Origin of the sequence: Nostoc sp. 'Peltigera membranacea cyanobiont' 232 (assembly GCF_002245985.1) — a bacterium.
In the GTDB taxonomy this organism is placed as follows: domain Bacteria; phylum Cyanobacteriota; class Cyanobacteriia; order Cyanobacteriales; family Nostocaceae; genus Nostoc.
In genome coordinates, this window is record NZ_NOLK01000141.1 from 1 (window position 1) to 21,569 (window position 21,569).

At 41.8% G+C, this 21,569-nt stretch carries 8 protein-coding genes and 2 pseudogenes; 2 read left to right on the top strand and 8 right to left on the bottom strand.

Translation table 11 applies throughout. The features are described from left to right. Positions 1-104 precede the first annotated feature (104 nt). A pseudogene (gene purQ / locus CDG79_RS31160) lies at positions 105-743 on the top strand (phosphoribosylformylglycinamidine synthase subunit PurQ); the annotation flags it as partial. Positions 744-1,028: 285 nt separating this feature from the next. Here purQ and CDG79_RS31165 read toward each other — a convergent pair. The 5 genes and pseudogenes from CDG79_RS31165 to CDG79_RS31185 form a co-directional block, all read right to left on the bottom strand. Continuing rightward, positions 1,029-2,612 (bottom strand): HlyD family efflux transporter periplasmic adaptor subunit, encoded by a 1,584-nt coding sequence (locus CDG79_RS31165; RefSeq protein WP_094345578.1) that lies wholly within the window; start codon positions 2,610-2,612, stop codon positions 1,029-1,031. 154 nt (positions 2,613-2,766) lie between these two features. Then, on the bottom strand, positions 2,767-5,775 hold the full coding sequence (locus tag CDG79_RS31170; RefSeq protein WP_094345579.1) for a peptidase domain-containing ABC transporter: 3,009 nt from the start codon (positions 5,773-5,775) through the stop codon (positions 2,767-2,769). A gap of 821 nt (positions 5,776-6,596) precedes the next feature. After that, positions 6,597-8,939: an FG-GAP-like repeat-containing protein gene (locus CDG79_RS42940; protein ID WP_189525202.1), complete on the bottom strand. Its 2,343-nt coding sequence runs from the start codon at positions 8,937-8,939 to the stop codon at positions 6,597-6,599. A 564-nt stretch (positions 8,940-9,503) separates the two neighbouring features. Continuing rightward, positions 9,504-10,592 (bottom strand): annotated as a pseudogene (locus CDG79_RS45655) (alkaline phosphatase family protein); the annotation flags it as partial. A gap of 377 nt (positions 10,593-10,969) precedes the next feature. Further along, a complete protein-coding gene (locus CDG79_RS31185) occupies positions 10,970-14,068 on the bottom strand; it encodes an esterase-like activity of phytase family protein (RefSeq protein WP_189525203.1) in 3,099 nt (1,032 codons plus the stop codon). A gap of 97 nt (positions 14,069-14,165) precedes the next feature. Between CDG79_RS31185 and CDG79_RS41535 the strand changes: the two genes are divergently transcribed. Beyond that, positions 14,166-14,429 (top strand): hypothetical protein, encoded by a 264-nt coding sequence (locus CDG79_RS41535; protein ID WP_143855627.1) that lies wholly within the window; start codon positions 14,166-14,168, stop codon positions 14,427-14,429. Between the two features lie 284 nt (positions 14,430-14,713). On the opposite strand, the gene CDG79_RS31190 is transcribed toward CDG79_RS41535, so the two are convergent. From CDG79_RS31190 to CDG79_RS31200, 3 genes are read right to left on the bottom strand one after another with little or no spacing between them, the layout of a single operon-like run. Further along, complete coding sequence (locus CDG79_RS31190) at positions 14,714-15,886, bottom strand: YbjN domain-containing protein (protein WP_223278439.1); 1,173 nt, start codon at positions 15,884-15,886, stop codon at positions 14,714-14,716. 34 nt (positions 15,887-15,920) lie between these two features. After that, positions 15,921-16,457, bottom strand: coding sequence for a hypothetical protein (locus CDG79_RS31195; RefSeq protein WP_094345583.1), 537 nt, complete (start codon positions 16,455-16,457; stop codon positions 15,921-15,923). 35 nt (positions 16,458-16,492) lie between these two features. Further along, positions 16,493-21,289, bottom strand: coding sequence for an eCIS core domain-containing protein (locus CDG79_RS31200; RefSeq protein ID WP_094345584.1), 4,797 nt, complete (start codon positions 21,287-21,289; stop codon positions 16,493-16,495). Positions 21,290-21,569 lie beyond the last annotated feature (280 nt).

Genomic DNA, 21,569 nt, shown 5'->3' on the forward strand with positions numbered 1-21,569 from the left:
AAAAGTCCAGCTTCAGTTAATACCTGAAAACCGTTGCAAATACCAATGACAAACTTACCCTTTTGAGCATGTTCCACAACCTGCTGCATCACGGGTGAAAAACGTGCGATCGCGATGTTGCTTATGTAACTAGAGATTTGCTCTTACAACCAACTCGCATGGTTTGGCATCAAGAGACAGACATTGCTGATTTAGATATCCTCATCGTCCCTGGTGGCTTTAGTTACGGGGATTATCTGCGCTGCGGTGCGATCGCACGTTTTTCACCCGTGATGCAGCAGGTTGTGGAACATGCTCAAAAGGGTAAGTTTGTCATTGGTATTTGCAACGGTTTTCAGGTATTAACTGAAGCTGGACTTTTGCCAGGGGTATTAACCAGAAATCGGGATTTGCATTTTATTTGCGATCGCGTCCCCTTGAAAGTTGAGCGTACCAATCTCTCGTGGACGCAAGCTTATACCACTAATGAAGTTATCACTTTACCCATTGCCCACGGAGAGGGTCGATTCTACGCTGATGAAGCCACTCTCGCTGAAATTGAAGCTAACGGGCAAGTCGTGTTTCGTTATGAAGGAGAAAATCCCAACGGTTCATTGAACAACATTGCCGGGATTTGCAATCGTCAGGGCAATGTGTTGGGGATGATGCCGCACCCAGAAAGGGCATCTGACCCAATGCTAGGGAATAGTGATGGCTTGAGGTTGTTTCAGGGCTTGCTAGAGAAGGTAGCGGCATTAGCCTAGAGCAAATATTGGGCGACTAGTACCGCAAGGCGGAATTCAAAATTCAAAATTCAAAATTCAAAATGAATACAGCGTAAGCCTTTCGTTGATTTGAAATGGTAGCTTTATTTACGCCGTGGTGTACTAGGTTGGGATTTAGCGATCGCTTTCTAAAAGATAGACGAAGATGCTTCTACAGATAGCGATCGAACAATAAATTTACATCACCAAACAGCCCATCATAGTCATTACTTTTACAGATTCACAAGAGAGAGGCAGTATTCCTACTGCCTCCTGCCTCCTTCTTCAACGTACTTCTTTAAGACTATCAATTTGCTTGGTAAACAACTCAGTGAATAAACTAAGTACAGTTCGTTCTTCGCGTACTTTTATATTGGCGCTGATTGACATACCTGATTGCAAATTCACATTTTTACCCTTAATTACTAAGGATTGTTTATCCAAATGCAGTTTTGCCGGAAACCTATAAAACTGATGTGTTTGGTCTGGCGGTAATGCGTCTGAACCTATTCCCATAACTTCCCCTTTGATATCGCCAAATTCGCTGTAAGGAAAGGAGTCAATTCTTATATCGACCTTCATTCCTTTTCGGACAAAACCGATATCTTTGTTGGTGATAAAAACTTCAGCTATGTACTTTTCATTCGGGACAATTTGCAGTAGTTTTGTCGTCGGAGTGGCTACAAATCCAGGGTTTTTTGCTTGTAAATCGAAAACTGTTCCGGCTACAGGCGCACGGAGTTCTTGATATTTAACGTTTAACTGTGATTGAGATATTTTACTGTTGACATCTGCCAAACGCTGTTCATTATCTAGGATAACTTTCATGAATTGGCTATCAATTGCGGCAATACGCTGTTTGTTATCAGCTATCTTATCCAAAACGTTTTTATCAGAAACAGCCACTGTATTGCTTAACTCTTGTTGTCCTTTTTCTATATCAAACTGGAGACGTTTTTGTTCTTCACCTAGTTGTGCTACTTCCGCCGTGCGGTTTTGTACTTCTTGTTGCTGATTGAGATACTGAAGTTGAGAAATACCACCTTCTTCTGATAATATCTTCAGTTTCGCTAAAATCCCCTCTTGAATAGCTAAACTTGATTTACTATCTTCCAGCTTAAATTGATTTTGACTAAGTTGTTTCCTGGTTTTTTCTACTTCCAATTGCGCCGCAGCAGACCGAGAATCTAATTCTTTTTTGGCAACTTGTAGACGTTGTTGCTCATCAATTCCTAGCGTAGAATCTTTGCCAGAATTTCTTAATTGAGTCCGTAATAAGTCATTTTCTGCTACTATCGCTGCCCGACTTTTCAGCAGGAAAGTAGTTTCTTGTGGTAAATTCCCGCGCAAATATAACAGTTCTGTTCCTGTGGCAGTACTTGCACTCATCAATCGGCGATAAATCTGGTTTTCTTTAATTAATGCAACGCGAATTTTATTCAAAGAATTTAATTCAGCAACTGAAGCGATAGAATCAAAAGTCAGCAACAAATCTCCTGTCTTTACTGCTTGTCCATCTTTAATATTAACCGTTTTTACTACTCCACTAACAGGAGCCTGCACTTCTTTAACTGTCCCTTCCGGTTTTAATTGCCCTGTTGCTGGCACTACTTGCTCAATTTTGGCAAAATAAGCCCAAGTAACTCCAAAACAGGCTAGCCCCATCAGAGTAATCATGATTGTCCGCGACCAAACTGGAGATTGGCGCAAGACAATTGATTGCTCAAATTCCTGACTACTTGAGTTAATTAAAGACTCTTGAGCAGCTTTCTGTTGTTTTGTAAGTACCGGTGAATCTTGCTTGACTCCATTTTTCTGATTACCGTTTTTCTGATTGCCGTTGAGGTGATTCCCATTAAGTTGAGTCATAATGATTTTGGATTTTGGATTTTTTGTAGAATGTGCAATGTTTACCGATGCCGAAAAGCTTGATTTTAATATACCCACCTACTATTATTGCTACATCTATGGAATATTGGTCAAACTGAAAATCCTTTGATGCTATGCCCCCAGCAATGACTAATTATAAGTTCACATCTTGTTGCTGATATAGGTAAAAATAATGACCTTTCGTAGCCATTAATTCTTGATGGCTACCTTGTTCTATAACCCTGCTATTATCCATCACAACAATCATGTCTGCATTACTCACGGTGTTTAATCGGTGGGTAATAAAAAATACTGTATCCCCCTTAAATGCTTTGGCTAAATTGAGACATATTTGCCGTTCTGTGGGATAATCTAGGGCACTAGTGGCTTCATCTAAAACTAATAATTTTGGTCGTTGTAAAACAGAGCGAGCGATCGCAATTCTTTGTCTTTGTCCACCTGAAAGTGCAGAACCCCGTTCTCCCACTCGTGTGTTGTAACCGTTGGGCAAGTTCATGATAAATTCGTGGGCGCACGCAACCTGAGCCGCTTCGATAATTTCTTCGGTTGTCGCATCGGGATTCGTCAGAGCAATATTTTCCTGAACGCTACCGTCAAACAACAACGTTTCTTGGGGAACTACACCAATTTGTCGTCGCAGTGAATAAAGTTCCACTTTGGCAATATCATACCCATCAATCAAAATTCTGCCGGACTCGGTTTCATAAAGTCTCAGCAGCAATTTCATCATCGTACTTTTACCAGATCCACTTTGGCCGACGATGCCGATAAATTTACCTGGCTCAAATTCGAGGTTGACGTTGGAAAGTTGCAGAGGCCCACTCGTCCCAAATCGGAAGGAAACATTTTCGTATTTTACTGCTCCCTTAATCGTCGGTAAGGGGATATTGTAGCGGTCTGTTTCTCCTTCTTGTGGCGTATCGACAATATCGCTTAAACGTTCCAGAGACAGGGCTGTTTCTTGGAAGCTTTGCCAAAGTTGAGCTAAACGTAATATTGGGCTGGTGACGTAACCAGATATAATCCTAAAGGCAATTAGTTCGCCTAAAGTTAATTCTTGTTTCAGTACCAAATAAGCTCCTACCCACAAAACTAGTAAACTGCTAAGTTTGTTGAGAAAGTTGCTGGTGGAGTTAGCGAGGGTGGAAGTTACAACCGTTTTAAAACCAGCAGCGACAAACCGAGCGTAACGCTCTTGCCAAGAAAAGCGCGATCGCAATTCAATATTTTGCGCTTTTACGGTTTGAATTCCTGACATCACCTCCACTAAATAAGATTGAGTTTCGGCGTTGCGTTCGGCTTTGGCACGTAACTGTCTGCTAATGGTGGGAGAAGCAATTAAGGTGATTACAATAAATATGGGAATTGTGCTTAAGCCGACTAAGGTGAGTTGCCAACTGTAAATCAGCATTACACCGATATAAACTACCGAGAACAGAGCATCCAACCCCACTGTTAAGGCAGTACCCGTCAAGAATTGGCGAATATTTTCTAATTCGTTGATGCGAGTTGAAAGTTCACCCACCGGTCGGCGTTCAAAGTAGCGCAGTGGTAAACGTAATAAGTGGTCAATAATTTGCGACCCTAAACCCATATCGATGCGGTTAGTGGTATCGACAAATAAGTAGGTTCGTAAGGTTGTCAGTACTGCTTCAAATAGCCCGACTACTAATAGTAAAACCCCCAAAATATGTAAAGTGCCAATACTATTTTGAGTGATAACTTTGTCGATAATTAACTGAACTACCAGAGGATTTGCCAATGCTGCCAACTGCACGAAGAAGGAGGCAATAAAGACCTCTATTAACACTCGACGGTGCTTTGACAAATAGGGCAGAAACCACCGTAAACTAAAGCGTTCTTGGGGTGTTTGGTTGGTAGCAGTGAGCAGTAATACTCTAGCTTGGGGTGGAAAGTTGGTTGGATCGACATCTAATTGTTCAACCAATTGAGCAGGTTTACAGCGGACAATTCCTTTGGATGGGACACCCACAACCACAGTATTTGCATCGGCTGCATATAAAACTGCAAAATTATCACCATAGCGAATCAATGCTGGTGTCGGAATGCGCGTCACTGAGGCAACTGGTATTTCTATCAACTGCGCCTTAAGTCCGATTAATTCTGCTAGGTAAGCAGTAACTTGAAACGATATAGTCCCCTGACGTTTGACTTGCTCGGTTAAAATGCGGCGAACTACTTCTCGACGAAATGGCATTTCTAAATGCTTCGCGATCATTTGGAAGCAGGCGAAGGCTGTATTTAATTCTCCCTTACCACTAAAAAACGGGTATTTTTGTTTTGACGAACTCTTTGAGGTATCGGGGGCTGTCTGGGGAACTATTTCGTCTGATGCGTAAGGGATATCTAATTCATCTTCATCTTGGCTATCTAATTGGGTATCACTTACCGCAAGTACTATTTCATGACTATCTTCTAAGATCAAATTTGACGGATGTATACCAACCAACCGGGCGGGGTTTTGACCTATAACCTGAATCTTGTCTCTGTCATCGTCTGATTCTAGGCGATCGCCAGGTGATAAATTCGCTACTGTACTACCGCCACTTACAAACCAGACGCTTTCGCTATCCAGTTGGTTGAATGCAGTTTTTCCTGGTGGGAGGTAATGAATTTTCGCCTGTGGTAAGGCGTTTTCTGTGAGTTCTCTGAGATTTAAGGTAGCGATCGCTTGCTTTTGCCAGTAGGAACAAAGAATATCGAAAACTTCAATCAAATAACTGCGGTTCTTGCGGGCTTCGGCAAAAGCTGGGTATGAAGCGAGAAAACTAAAATATGCCGATGCACTCAAGGTTAAACATACTACTTCGGTGGAGGCGATCGCAGTCTCACAGGCGACATCGCGCAACAAACCAACTTCGCCGACAATTTCTCCCGGTTGTAGCAATTTTAGGGTGATTGGCATTTGCGTCTGGGGATCGTATCCCAAGAGGCGCACTTGTCCCTCATAAATGATCGTGATGCGTTCCGGGAGACTTTCTTTACCGATGATTTTCTGACCGATGCGATAGCGAAATGCTTGCAGTTGGTCTGATAGATTAGCGATCGCTCCATCGGGTAAGCGATCGAACCCTTCTAAGGTGGTGATAAATTCGAGAAAAGTGTTCTTAATATAAGTCATATAAAACCAGTCGAAGGTAAAAGTTAGGAATTAAGTCAAAAATATTAGGGAGTATCTCTTTTACTAACAGTGGCAATGTTTGATTTTATGCCAGCAGTGGCAAGACTTCTGTGGAATCCAGGTACTTAAATATGTAAAATCACAGAGGCGAGTTTGTCTAATTACAGACTGGTCTTTCTATCACATGGTTAGGATTGTTATGCGTTTTTCAAAATAAAGCATAGTGTAAATGGATCGAGGACAAGTTATCACTTGGTTAACGGCACATAATTTATACAAACTTAAAATCAATATTTAGCATTACAAGTATGCAAGATGGATACTCATTGTCAAACTAATACACATAAACGCGGTTGTTAAATTTAGCGTTGCATATTTTAATTTATGATAATCAACTTGAAAGTATCACAGATGCTTTCCTAAGTAAATACCCTAATTCAGAATTATGTAATAAAAAAACTTTAAATTTCTGAATTATTTTTGACAAATTCTTGAATATAGGGATTGACAATATCACTCATGGTGAAAGACAGTGAGTTTTCATTGATAAACAGCGCTATACCCGATTTATAAAAGAATTATCCATCACTTTTTTAGTAGCTTAATTTCATAAAAATTAACTGGAAAAGTAAAGGGGAAGATTTTTTATGATCCTAGATGAATCAACTATTAAATTTATGAAGTAAAGACAATAACTGCCTTCAGTAAATTTACTAGTTTAATTAATCGGTAGTATATTTAATCGCCACACATCAAATAACCCCACCCCGCAACCGGGATGAGGTTGTTTGATTTTGCTAAGTAATTACTTGCGTTTAATATTAGACAGTAGCACTGACACTCAATTTTACTTGCACAATCACATCGTTGTAATCTTTGTCACCACCATTTGGTAGATCCTCAAAACCAAAGGTGTTATTTCCCAACAATCGAATGTGGTCTACCTTATCTGAGTTAGCACCCAAGAATGAGAAGTAAACCTTCTTATTGCCATCGCCCTTGAGAATAGCATCGGGTTTACCATCCACAATAATAAATGGTGCAAACAAAGAATTCGGCCCGAAGGTGCCAGTGTAATTTGCAGTACCTTGGTTGTCCACCGCCAAGTCAACACCTGCAACGCGCCCACGCACAGCAGCTTCGGCGTAACCAGCCTGTCCAACAAGAATATCTGCTTTGCCATCACCATTAGTATCAATACCACCATTTTCATCAGCCACTTGATAGAAGCCGACAAAGTTGTTGTAAGACGCTTCTCTGTTGACTGCAAACTCAGCTGTTACTGATTGTGTCACACTTCGTAAATCAATCAGTTCACCTTGAGATTTGCCTTGCAAACCAGTACCTAAAGATGCCTCTTCTCCTGTTGCCTGAACCGTCACAACGAAATCCTGGAAGTTGAGAGAAAACCCTTCTTCTTGTGTGCTGTTATTTGTAGCGGAGGAAAAAACGACACTTGATAAGGAAGTTTTTCCAGACAGCACAGCCTGAGTAGTACTGTTGGATACCAGATAGAATCTGAGTTTTGTACCAGACTCGAATTCTAAGATATTTTTCAGGTCTTCGTTCTTAAAACCCTTGGGCAGTTTAGCAATGGAGGAGAATATCACCTTAGAACGCTCTAGAGCCACTTTGGTATAACCCTCTGCACCAGGGGCTATGCCGTTAATTTTACCTTCATCATCGTCAACGGCAAATACACACAGTTCATTCACCTCTTTAGCATTGTTGTTTTTAATCTTCAGAGAGAGCTTTCCTTTTTTACCCTTAACTTTACTATCGACGATAAAGATATTTTGAGTAATATTGACTAGTTGGAAAATTGTTGTTATCTGGGTATTTGTAGTAGACCCAAAACCATCAATCTTAACATCCAACTCTTTATCAAAAGAAAGTCCCGCCAGGTCAGTGGTGCGGACGCGAACTTTATAACTAGATTTAGTCGCGTCAGATTTAATTTTTAACTTGTCTCCATCAATGATGAATGCATTATTGTCAGTATCGCCAGCACCTGCCACAAAACTATAAGTGTGTTTATCGTTTTGGTCTGGGTCAGTGGTGGTGAAAGTAGCAATTTCACTTCCTGCTTCTACATTCTCAGTTACAGCAGTCAATTCCAAGTCTGTGGGATCGGAATTGGCAAATAGTACTGAGATATTGTTGTCATCAGAGTTAGCTATTACCAAATCCAGCTTGCTGTCACCATTCAAGTCTTCCAGCGCAACAGACTCAGGATTTAAACCGACCGTGAAGTTGGTAGCAGTGCCAAAGCCGCCATTGCCATCGTTTACTAGCACTGAAACATTGGCAGAACCGGAGTTAGCAACAACCAAATCCTTTTTACCGTCACCGTCAATATCTGCCACAGCAATGGCATTAGGATTTGTCCCAACCGTAAAATTGGTGGGTGTGCCAAAGCCACCACTACCATCGTTCAGTAGCACCGATACATTGTTGTCATCGGAATTAGCTACTACCAAATCCAGTTTACCGTCACCATTAAAATCTGCTACGGCAATGGCGTGAGGATTTGTCCCGACTGTAAAGTTGGTGGGTGTGCCAAAGCCGCCACTGCCATCGTTCAGCAGTAACGATATATTGTTGTCATTAGAGTTAGCAACAACCAAATCCTTTTTACCGTCACCGTCAATATCTGCCACGGCAATGGCATTAGGATTTGTCCCAACCGTAAAATTGGTGGGTGTGCCAAAGCCGCCACTGCCATCGTTCAGCAGTAACGATATATTGTTGTCATCAGAGTTAGCAACAACCAAGTCCTTTTTACCGTCACCGTCAAAATCTGCCACGGCAATGGCATTAGGATTTGTTCCAACCGTAAAATTGGTGGGTGTGCCAAAGCCGCCACTACCATCGTTCAGTAGCACCGAGATATTGTTATCACTGGAGTTTGTTACCACAAAGTCTAGTTTGCTGTCACCGTCAAAGTCGGCTACAGCAACAAAACTAGGACTCACCCCGACTGTGTAGTTGGTGGGTGTGCCAAAGCCGCCACTGCCATCGTTCAATAGCACGGAGATATTGTCATCACCAGAGTTAGCAATCACCAAGTCCTTTTTACCGTCACCGTCAATATCTGCTACAGTAACGGACTTGGGATTTGTCCCAGCTAGGAATTTAGTTGCACTTGTAAATGATGCACTCATAATTAATTGTTTTGAAGTATGATATCTGGTTGCCTCACACCTGTTTCTCTTGAGATTAATGGTTTATTAAAGGTAATATTCTTTATTCGCAAGGTGAGGAATGCATTATCTAGTTTATTGTCTAAATTTTACTAAGACCTCAGTAAATATACTACGGACAACCAATCTAGGATTTATGCAAAAGCTTGATTAGCGATCGCATCTACACATCTTTAACGGTAATCTTTTGCATTAGTAGTTGGCTGGCTAGCAAGTACCACGGAGTAGCTATCATCTTTACCGCCATTGGTGACATTTATGTTGCGATTAGTCTAAGTATCTTCTGTGCGAGTGATGGTGAAAGATATAAAACAATACAGTTCAGTTAAGGCTAAAACTTTTTACCAAAGTCATTTTTTAACGAACCGCATTCGCGTAGCGTCTCGTAGAGAGAAGAAAGAAAGAAAGGCTTAACTGAACCGTATTTAGATATAAAAAACGAGGGAATATCATTCCCTCGCATTAGCTTGCTACAGCTGATTAACTAATTTAGAATATTGAATTTAAGCTGTAATCATCTTTGGGCTAAACTACACTAGCAGAGAAAACAAAATCATTTGCTGTTAGGCTAGTTGATGTAATTCCAACTAATGAAGCCAACTCTGTATTTCCAGTTTTCACCAGAGTATCACTACCTTGTTGCAACAGTGTTAAAGCACTAAATTGAGTCACACCAATACCACCAAGCCCGATTTTATCAGTGCCGATCGCAAAATCAGTCACGATATTCTTGCTAATGGGCAGACTGGCGTTAGCAATCCAGAATTGGTCAGCACCAGCACCACCACTGAGGCGATCGCCACCTCCTTGACTAGCAAATAGCACATCATCACCATCGCCACCAAACAGCGAATCATTGACACCAGCGAAGAGTTTATCATCCCCAGAACCACCATAGAGACGGTTATTGCTACCGTTACTGGTGAGGGTGTCGTTACCTGAGCCACCAAAGGATAATTGACGAGTACCTTCAACTACTGTCAAAGTATCATTACCTGCTGCCCCAAATAAATTATTACTACCATTGGCTTCCACTACAGTAACTTCGTCATTACCATTGCCACCATCGGCACTAGTGTTGCTAGCAGGACTATCTGCACCAATCAAGACTCGATCGTTGCCATCTCCTGTGGACACTGAGGAGTCACTACCGACTATCACCGTGTCATCACCTTTGCCAGTCACGATTGTATTACCTTCTCGGTTAACTTGTGTGACATCTTGGATGGCAACGGGCCCTAATTTACCAACTGCTGCTGTGTTGAAACCCTGCGATCGCGCATAAGCTAGGAGTGACTCTTCATCTAGAAAGTTGTTACCGGGAAACTTTTCATCGATATCCCCCAGAACAGAATCATTTTCGATAAATGGCGTGACACTACCGTTAGCATTAGGGCTAGGAAAACCAGTGTAGATGGTATTGCTAAAGTCACCTGTATCACCTAGGTAATGCCCAGTGGCGATCGCAGAAGCATTGGGTGTAGTAAATGTTGGAAACAGTGAATGACTATTGGCGAAAGTAACCCCCTGCTGACGGATGCTATATAAAGTTGGGGTATCAATGGGGTTTACAGAACCGTTACGCAATCCATCTGCAACAAAAATAATGACATTTCTACCGTTGCCATTTGTATCAGCCATGCCGATTACTCCTTAAATATTATTAGCTACAATTAATTGCAGCAATTGTGTGTCTGTAGACTGAGCGATTAACTACACTCAACCCAAGCGAAAGATTCTTGGTTACAAAAACCTGAGTAGTATTTGGCAACAAAATGCTTAGTGTCCACATAAATTGGTGCAGACAATTAAATGAATGTAACTTTGCTTACTGCCTCAAAAGATAGTTGTTCAATGTTTAAGGAAAGTTATAAGCAAGTTAAGATTTTGGATAAAAAGCAGAAAAATCTTTACACACAAAAATATCCCCAATTTAGAAATTGGGGATCTAAATATTTGAATCCTGAATTTAAGCTGTAATCATTTTTGAGTTAAACCACACTAGCAGAGAAAACGAAATCATTTGCTGTGAGGCTAGTTGATGTAATTCCCAACAATGAAGCCAACTCTATATTTCCGATTTTCACCAAGGTGTCACTACCCTTTTGCAATAGTGTTAAAGCACTAAATTGAGTCACACCAATACCACCAAGCCCGATTTTATCAGTGCCGATCGCAAAATCAGTCACAATATTTTTGCTAGTTGGTAGACTCGCATTAGCAATCCAGAATTGGTCAGCACCAGCACCGCCACTGAGGCGATCGCCACCCCCTTGACCAGCAACTAGCACATCATCACCATCGCCACCAGACAGCGAATCATTCACATTGGAGAAGAGTTTATCATCCCCAGAACCACCATACAGACGGTTATTGCTGCCGTTACTCTTGAGGGTATCGTTACCTGAGCCACCGAAAGATAATTGATGCGAACCTTCAACTACTGTCAGAGTATCAGCACCTGCGCCTCCGAACAAATTATTACTACCATTGCCTTCAACGACAGTAACTTGGTCATCACCATTGCCACCATCGACACTTGTATCGCTAGCAACACCATTTTGACCAACAAAGATATTATCATCACCATCTCCTGTGGACACTGAGGATTCACTACCGACGATCGCGGTGTCATCACCCTTCCCGGTTATAATTGTGTTACCTTTAGTACCCTCAACAAAATCTGCTCCGTCACCTGTGAATAAGGTTTGATTTGGCTCAACTGTAATATCATCGCTGGTAGTGGAACCAAAGTTAATTTCTTCAGCTTGAGGTTGACCTAAACCAGGAGCAAGGTTAAGAGGCTTATCCAACTTAAGTAGAAGGATTTCATTGTTGTCTATGACTGGATGTTGAGGATCGTTCCCAGGACGACCTGTTGAGAAAGGATAATTGTTGTCATTAGCTACCAAAATGGTGTTTTTGTCAACAACTAAAACATTTTCAATGGTTTGAAATGGGAAGTCAAAGGTGGTTTTGCCATCTCCATTCAGGTCTTTGGGGTCTTGGATATTTAACAAGTCTGCAACTTCTTCTTTCGCTACATAGCCATTAGAATCTGTTTTCGACAGGTCTATTTTGTAGATTCTCTTAAATTTAGCCGCAGCCCCTTGATTGTTATCCCGTTCAATGACTAGGTACTCATTATCATTAATGACAGCTAAATCCCCGATGGAATTTGACGGATTATCCAATCTGTAGTTGAGTTTATTGTCGGTGTACTTGTGGCTGGCTAAATCAAATTCGTTGATCCGCAAAGCACCAGGGGTATCGCCCTGAACCGTACCTTCTAGCAACAAATAGAGTTTGGTTTTGCTGGCATTAATTGCTCCACCTTCAAAACCTTTAGAACTACCCAAGTTAGCAAAAGCATCACCTGAAAGAACATCGGGGTTTTGTGGCGATCGCACCACATTATACTGAGGATCGTCTCTGAGTTTATCCCGCACTCGATCCGCAATATCTGGGAAATCTGAGAAGAGCGCGTCTACACCTAATTGATAAAACTGCTGAATTTCTAGCTCTAGCTTCCCTTTGTAATCTGCTGCTAAATATTGGTCTTCCGCCCGGAAGGTATAGGGGTGAACCTGTAAACCAGCGTTATGAGCATCTTGAATTAAGGTAGTGGGAGGTAATGTTGTCTTGTCAGCATCATTGACTGCTCCATCTCCATTCACATCATCGGCTTTGCCATCACCATTGGCATCAGTACCTTTGACGCTAACAATCATCCGCTTCCAAGGGCCAATGCCATCAGCATAAGTGGCAACTTCAGCCAAGCCTTCTGGAGTTCGCAAGTCGCCATAAGTGCGAGTGTCACCACTGACTTTCAGATCGTAAGGCTGACTCTCGATAATCTTGCCGTTGATATCAATGTCACTGGCATCTAGAAGTTGGATTAGTGGGATATCCACCCCTGCCGCAGGCATGATGGTATCATGCAGTTCTTTGAGATTACTCACTTCAAAGGACTGGATGAAGATCCGACTGGGGTCAGTGAAGTTATTTGCTTTGAGCGTATCGATTAATAGCTGACTGATATTTCTGTTTATTTTGTCCGTCGTACCTACATAAGTAGCTTCATCGGCAAGATAAGTCGGATGCTTGGTTTCAGGGTAGATACCAATCTTTTTACCTGTATCGGTTTCTACTTGCTTAACTAAATCGAGGATTTCTGTGAAGGTAGGAATTTCAAATCGATCGTCAAAGGAGTGATCCCGGAAAGGTAGACGTTCTTCTGCCCGTAAAGTCTTGATTTCAGCTAAGGTAAAGTCTTCAGCAAACCAACCTGTAATTGTGTTTCCATCTAAACTTACTGTTTTTTTGCGATCGGCAAACTCTGGATGTTTGTAAACATCTGTGGTTGTATTGTTAAAATTGACAGTACCATCAGCATTCAAAACTGCTAAAGCTGGCTCGTGGCGAGCAATTAGCACACCATCTTTTGTCACTACTAAGTCAGGCTCAATAAAGTCAGCGCCTCGCTCAATTGCTTGCTTATAAGACTCTAAGGTATGTTCTGGACGATAACCACTTGCGCCTCTGTGACCAATAACTTTAGGTGCTTCTCCATTTAAAGTTTTAAATTGGTCAGGTGTAGCAATGGGAGCTTCTAATAATTTCCCAGTGGCATCAAAATGTAGCAGATAAGGGCCAAACTCGTCTCCCACCCAGATTGTCCCGTCTTTGTCAAAGACAAATGACTCTACATCAAAGTCTGCACCAGTTAGCAATCTTCCAGTAGTTCCCTCATTCACAATTTGGAAAGGAACTTTGTTGTTAGGGTCAGATAGTTGAATGTAATCTAAAACTTTAACACTGCCATCCCCATTTTCTGTTCCTTTAAAATTTGGGTCTAGGCGATTGATTCTCAGTAGAAAATCTGCACTATTATCTTTACTCCCGTAGCCATTATCTGACAGGAAGTACAAAGAGTTGCTGTTAGCAAACTGTACACCACTAAAGCCTTGAATTGGCTGTCCTGGGAAAGGCCCGGTTCTGCCATTAGCTGAAACATCTGCACCAGAAGGTGGCCCATCACTAAAGGTATCAGCAGGTAAAGAAGCAAAGCCGACTAATTCAATCGCCATAATTTAGAATGTTATTTGGGTATTTGGATTTAACTGCACCACAAGGTATTCAAGTTCTCTCATTTCATTACTTGTAGGAAAAATAAATCATGTTCTCATGCTAAAAACCGGAATTACGGGGAAATTTCAGAATTACAAAACTACACGCAGTAGGGGCAATACCCTGCGGGAAGCCGCTTTGCGTCTACATGAATTATCTCTACCTCAAAATCAAGGCTTCGGCTATTGTTTGCATAAGTCCTTTACAGTTTGGGCAAGTCCGTTAAGTCCGATTTCGTCATTTACACCGAGAATACATTTCCAAAAAACGCATTTTCTCAGAGTTGTCGAAAGCTTGAGAAACGATCGTGGAATGTCATAGCGTTAGCCAATCTGCGAGTGTCTGGGGGTTTACCCTATGAGCAACTGGCGTGTGGAGTGCAATGAGTGTGGGAATCATAACTAATTACCCGGACTTGATATTAGTGAGTAATGAATGTGGAAGAACAAGATTTAGAATTTAAATCTGTTGATAGTAGTTATGAGAGAACTTAGCTAGCACTAAAGATATTTTCATTAAAAGATTAAGATAAGAATAAGCTAAACAGAAGAAATGATTAAAATCCTTTCAAGAGAATAAGTAATATTTGTAATAAAACCGGATTCCTATATCGTGGTTTCTATTTTAGTAATTGCTTCTTTCGGTGAAGCATCGCCATCAATTACAAATGTAATCCCTGGTAGGTATTCATCCATCATCGTGACGTTAGTGTAAACTAGATTTTTGATCAAAGCAAAACTGAGGCGATCGCCTACAATATCAATACTAGTTTTGTAGCGAATCTCGCCATCGCTAAAGTCGATTTCAAAGTTACCAATCATCAAGCCGTAATTGGCACGAGTGAGGAATTCAGCAACAGCTTGTTTCCTATTTTCCGGTGCAGTGATGGGGCAAAGGGAGTAAAAGACAAATTGTTTATTTTCTTCTCTAGCTTTGGCATAACAGTTCCATCTGCCATTTATGCCTTGGAATGGAAGTTGTAAGATAGATTCTCCTTGCAATTTAGTAAAATTCCAGTCATCTTCAGTAAAGAATTTGAGTATTTCTTCAAGAATTGTTCTATCAATGGCAGGGGGTTTTTCATATTGTGCAACTTGCCGATCGATATCATTAAAGATTTTCTTTAATTCATCCAGATTGAAATCAGCGAAGCCTTTGAAAAAATGAGCAATTCCATCAAAGAGTTCAGCAGTGGCTTTTTCAGTCACAGTAGACAAGTTATTCTGCGTCCATTCTTTGAAGAAGGTTCCCAGCGCATCAGAAATGGGATCGGATTTACCAGATGTTGCAGCTTGGGCAAGAGTAGCTGGGCTGAGGTAATCCCACAAGGTACGATAGCCAACTTGTTTAGATGCTTGCAGTTGCATAGCTGATAATAACAGCCAATTTTCTGTAGAAAATAGGAGATGATCGGGTTGTTCTTGGTTTAACTGGAGTAAATTAATAGATATATCGTCTAAATTGGCAAGATGTTCTTTAAAATTTGGGAGAAAATCTGGCTGTAAACTAATCTCAATTTGGATATCTACTTCAGGTAAAAAATCTTCACTGGAAAGTGGAATAGAAATTTCTGGTTTGAGGTTGAATAAGGCTTCAGTTTCAATGCGTTGGTGAAATTCTGAATTGCTTTGAAAGGTAAGACGACATTCAATCACCTCGTCTTCCAGTTTTGTGACAGTTAGAGTTTGAGCGTGGATGGGCAAGGGGGAAATGGAGCGATCGCGTAGTATTAGCTCTTGATTTAATTGATAATGGTTAGTCTTTATTTCCATTGTCATTAAATTCGCCTTTAAGAGAAAAAAAACTAAAAATTTAAAACTTTGGTTTAGTATATTGAAATTCTTCAGGCGTATATATACCAACGCCTAAATCGAATAGATCGTTGTTTGTCACAATTATATAACCAGAACAACTATATGCAACAGCAGTTGCCAAAGCGATAAACAACCTTGGTTCAGGACGGCTCCGACCTCCAAAACTGGTAATAATATAGAAGTAGCGAGCTATTCGCCAACGCTCTAAAAGTATTTGAACTTCCTTTGGCTCTAGATTTTCTCCATAGTCTTCAAGATAATCTAACTCTAGATTTTCTTCGTCAATGTCTTCAGCCTTCGATATAACTGAAAGTCCTAATGTATTTGGTATCGCTAGCGAAAGATAATAGTGATTACCCAAAGAGAATTGTTCATCATCTGCCACCTTTCCCTTAGAAGCTAATTCAAAAAGAGATGGATCTTCGCCTAAAAACTCCTTTTCTTCAGAACTAATTAGTACATATAGCCTTTTTTTAATATCTCCCCAGTCCGCAATATCTGGAATTGTTGAAAATATTTTTAAATCAATACTCATATTCATACCTCCATTAGTAGCTATTTTGGCTATATTTATAGCTTAGTAGCTATTCCGGCTGCATCTATAACAACAACTCCATCTTTACAGTCAATCATAATTTTTTTGAATACACCAGGCTGTGGCAAGACATTAGGTTTACTACTCGCAAGGAACGTTAGCACATCGTTTGTCGTATATTCAGGCAAGCTTGTGAATAGTACCGCATCCTTAGCCCCAGAATTTACCACATGAGGAACATTTTGTCTCATTTCACGGAATGCACCTTTAACACTTTTAACTTCAGGCATATTCTTGAATGAAACAGGTATGCGATCGCTTGAACCTTTAGGTGTAAAGTAACCTTCAATACCTTCACTAGAGTTACCGATAAATTCAAATTCACCGCCACCTTCCAATTGCCCAAAGCGTTTCGCCTGGGTTGCTTCGTGAGCTACAGCTTCAGTACCTTTTATAGTTGTATAATTGGGATCGATTTCATGATCGCTAGCAATCATGTGAATCGAGTAATGACCTGGTTCTTTTATGTGTGCTTCAAAGCCTTTGACCCATGAGTATTGAGGTTTGACAGTTGCAGTCAGAATGCCAATTAGAACTAGTGCTGGTGTATTAACAATATCATTTGCTTCTGTAATTGATTTTGCCTCAGCGATCGCTGCTGGTAATTCTGCTGCTTTTTTAGCATCCTTTTCGGCAGCTTCCTCTGCTGTATTGCCAGCATCTTTTTCGGCAGTTTCTTGAGCCGCTTTATTTGCATCTTTCTCGGCGGCTTCTTGAGCAGCCTTTTCTGTGCCTGTCTCAACAGTTTCTGCCGTTGCTTTTTCTGCACTTTCTACTGCTACTTTCTCTGCACCCTGCTCGACAGTTTCGGCTGTGGCTTTGCCAACGCCTTTTTCTACGGCTTCACCAGCTGCTCCTCTAGTACGCCCTAACAGTTCCTCGGCAAAGGTAATCAGTTTTTGACCAATCTCGCCCAAAGAACCAAGGACTTCTTTAATTGCACCGCCTGCACGCTCAAATAATTGACCAATACCCTTAATGCCATCTAGAACTAAGACACCCAACTTCTTCAATAGAACAAAGGCTTCTTCCATGACTTTGTTTGGGAAGTTGAGGAACTTAGCAAATCCTTGCAAAGCTTTGCCAACAGCGCTTACAGGTGTCCAAGTTCCAGCAGTTACGAAATCGAGAATCACTTGGAAAGCGATCGTTCCGGTTAACCAACCCGCCCCTTCACCAATCTCATCTTCTGCTCCTTCTTTGAGCATGAAGTCAAAGACTTTTTGAGCAATTTGACTAGCTGCGCCTTGAATTGCGTTTTGAACACCACCCCAAGCTGCGCCTAGCTTGTGCATCAGATCGGCAAAGGTCAATCCCTCACCGCCACTAAAGAACTCTTGTACCGCAGGCATAAAGCCTGTCGTCACTTTAGTCACAGATGGTTGTATGTCTCCAGCCATTTGCTGCACTCGCTTACCCATCTCTGCTTTTTCGTTATTGGGTAGTTGTGCATTCTGTTCTGGGGTTGCGCCCTGGGCTGTTGCTCCTGCCATCGCCGGGGTAGGCGCTAAGGCATCGCTAGCTGCATTCTCAAACCAGCTAACTAAGCTTCCAAGTCCTTCAATGGCTAAATAAATCAGCTTAAATGGATCGGTTGCACCCTCCCAAATTCCCTTAAGCAGTCCTTTGACAAATCCCATCAAGAAACCTGGACTACCACCACTGATAATCTGAGCTAGCCGATTTGCGATCGCAATTTTCTTCCGATCGTCTTGGTTTCGTACTCCTTCAAGAAAGCCGATGACTGCTGTTTTTACTATCGGCCACAATGGCCCAAGCATAGTTAACGTGGGTGCAGCTTGAAGCGCACCAATGACAATATCTAGGAGGAAATTAATAATTGGGGCTTTGTAGCAGTCATCTAAGGCTTGCCAAGCCCAACCTGCTAAGATTACAGGAATCATGGGCGGATTGACAATAGCCAACCCCAATGAAGTTAGCACGCCAATATATGGTTTAATCTTCGTGACAATTTTGCTGGCGAATTCTTGGACTGACTTAGCGGCTGATTGGAATCCTTCTTGACACCAAGTGATGAATTCTTTTACACCATTTGATACTGTCTGTACTAAGCTTTGTGCCATGCTCAGTAACGGCACGCCGCTAATTGAGCCTAACAATTCTAAAACTGCTTCACTTAGTTGAACTGCCTGATTTACCAAACTGCTAACTGTAGATTGCATGGTTTGGCTAAATCCTTCTACAGTACTCAGTAGTTCCGGCAAAATTGTACCGCCCATTTCCTTATGAGCGTTTTTGACAATATCTTTATCGTCTTTATGCGCCCATAACCACTCCACTGCTTTAACTAACTGGGGAACATATTTGACGATGAGGTAGATTGAACCCACTGGTGAAAAAGCCAGTAATACACTGCCTACAGTCTTCAAAGGGCCAAGCACTGGCGCGAGTGGGCCTTTAATTTCTGTCCACACCTGGGAAGCTTTAGTCTTCAGCCATCCCAGTACCCCACCTTCGCCATCACCACCAATGCCGAGTTGTTCTTTCACCCAATCCCAGGCAGCACCTAGAGTATTGCGAACGGGAGCGCCCCATTCCCAGATTGTGGTTGCCAGCCCCTTAACAACATCAAATACACCGCCTGCAACACTCATCAAGGCATCAAAAGCTGGGGCGATTACTAAATCAGTAACTTTTTGGAAAACGCCTTTAACTTGAGAAAACACTGCCTGTATTTGCTTAACGGCAGGATTTTCCATAAAGGCGTGTCCCAAATCTTGCAACGCCTTTAAACTATTGGCAAAATTACTACAAGAAGCTGGATCGCCTTTGACAGCACCCTGAATCCCTTCAAAGACTCCTGTAAAGCTACCCTGTAATTGGGCAATTACACTAGCAATATCGATGTTTCCAGTGATGCTAGAAACCCAGCTTTTGATGCCGTCTTTGATTTTTTCACCCAGTAACCCCATCGGCCCTTGGCGAATCAAATCAGCTAAACCTGGGGCAACTTTCGCAACTAAGGCAGCAAAGGCTTCTTTACCCATAGAAGCCACATCACTAGCTTTATCCCCAACCCATTGAGCGCCTGCACTGGCTTTATCTCCAACCCATTGAGCGCCTGCACTAGCTTTATCTCCAACCCATTGAGCGCCTGCACTAGCTTTATCTCCAACCCAGTTGACACCTGCACCGGCTGCATCCTTAATATCATCCCAACCTAGTTTTTGAATCGATTTGTTGTCTTTGTGGGGAGTGATATTTTGGGCAATGGCTTTAGGCTGTATGCTATTTTCTGCATCACAAGCACTACATTTCATCTGCACTTTGTTAGTCTGCGGTTGTGCTTGTATGGTCGAATGGGGCTGCGAAGTAACTGAGAGAGTCGGGCTAAGTTTTGTTTGCAGAGTTGTTTTATTAGATAGAAAATCATTAGCAGGTTGGCGTTGTAGCGTTTTCGCTTCTACCTGTTTAGTTTGAACTTCTACTTCTGCATTTGATTCATCTGCATTTTGAGTAACTTTCTCTGGGCCGCACTGTACTGGCGTTACTCCTGTGCCTTGAGTCAGTCCATGCTTGGTTGTAGTGTCATAAGTATTATTATCAGTATTCGCTTGTGTATAAGTATCGTTAAAAATCTTGTCGGCTTCTAAGGGCTTTTTACCAAGCAACTTTTTGTGTAAATCTTTAAAAGCTTTCTCATCAATACTAATGTGTCCGTTTTCGTGGGTATCTAAAGCACTGTAAAACCTTGCCCATTCTTTTTTAACTGGTTCGCACTGTTGGTCAAGTTCAGTCCAGACGGGCATTGCCTTAGTTTCTGTTACTAAAACATTTGCCTCGTAGACAATTTCTTCAGATTTCTCATCAGCTTGGTAATTTTTGACATCTTTTTCGGGGGCACAAGTAACACTGCCCGCTTCGCCCTTTCCTTGTGATGTTAAGTTGGTAATTGCTTCGGTAATGTTTTTCCCAGAGGCAGTAATTTTGGCATCCTTTTTGTCAATTTTAGTCGTGCCTTTTTTGGGGGGCATTGCATCCGGTGCGCGTTGAATATGAGTTGGCGCTGGGGAAAAATCGCTTTTTTTCTGCACTGCGCCTGTTTGCTGCACCACATGGGTTAATTCGTGGGCAGTCAACTCATTATTACCTGGTGATTTTCCTAGACCAAAGTAAACATCACTACCATGAGTAAACGCCTGCGCTCCTAATGACCGACTCATTTGCACAGCATTGGAGTCAGTATGTACTCGCACATTGTCAAAATTACTACCGAAGCGGGGTTCCATAAAGTCTTGGACTTCAGCAGATAACGGACTTCCCCCACCTTTACTACTATTCAATTGACTTTCAATATTAGCCTCAGCCTGGACGCTACCATCATTAGCGGACTTAGTTTGTACTTCTTCTTGCTCGCAAGCTGAACACTTTCGCTGCATTATATCTTGTGAATCCATCCCACCGAAATTTATATTTGGCTCAGGTCTAGCCATCCAGATTTGGTTAGTAGCCCAGTCGCTGGAATGCTCAGACTGGTATGCTTGCGGTTGTAGACGACGCAAAGATATGCGACTCATGTCGTGAACAAGAGGTTTTTCTTTGATGGCTTCTGGTTCTAATGATTGCTCATCAGCAGACTGGGCTTCTTGAAGTTCGCCTGCTACCTCTGTGACTGTTGTGAGTGGAGGATTATTTGTTGGTGCAAAACCGCGTGTTGGATTTGCCAATGTGGGAGTAGTTGGTGAGACAAGGGATGGATTGGTAAAATTTGATGTACCTGCGTTGTGCCGCCGAAAAGTGCGATCGCTCATCTCTCACTTCCTACATTAATTTAGCAAACCCCTTATCTCTGGTATCTACGCATCTTTTATCAACATTTTATAGTTATATCTACATAGAATTGATCTAGACTTTAGTCTAATTGTAAATTACTCCTACCTTCAAGGTGTTGACGCTGCGATCGCCATCCAAGCAAGGAGGGCTTAACCCGCATTTCTCACAAGCTTGAAATGCAGAAATGCAGAGGGGCAGAGGGGCAGAGGGGAAAGAACTTGTACAATAACTCTCCTTTGCTCCCCTGCTCCCCTGCTC